This is a genomic window from Pseudomonas sp. 2822-17, assembly GCF_002742485.1.
GTDB classification, from domain to species: Bacteria; Pseudomonadota; Gammaproteobacteria; order Pseudomonadales; family Pseudomonadaceae; genus Aquipseudomonas; species Aquipseudomonas cyclaminis.
Genome location: NZ_LJRZ01000768.1, coordinates 1 through 268, shown reverse-complemented (window position 1 = coordinate 268; position 268 = coordinate 1). Strand labels below are relative to the sequence as shown.

The 268-nt window shown below is 36.9% G+C and carries 1 protein-coding gene; it reads left to right on the top strand.

Annotated features, from left to right (window positions below):
- Nucleotides 1-268 (top strand): hypothetical protein (locus tag AOA60_RS32830; RefSeq protein WP_218240890.1); only part of this gene is annotated, 268 nt, incomplete at both ends.

The following is a 268-nucleotide window of genomic DNA, read 5'->3' as shown; positions in this document are numbered from 1 at the left end:
GGAATTCTATTTATATTCGCCATGTTATTTTTATCCATGATAGCTGCTTGTGGCTCTGATGCTGAATCTACTAATTCTGCTGAATCGGCTGAAACTAGTAATTCCGCTGAATCAACAGCTAGTGACTCCTCAACAGATTCAAATGATTCAACTGCTAGCGACTCAGAACCTGTTGAAATAGAGTTTTGGTACTCATTTGGTGGAACAATTGAAGAGAATAACTTAAATCTAGTAGATATGTTCAACAATTCTCAAGACGAAGTATTCG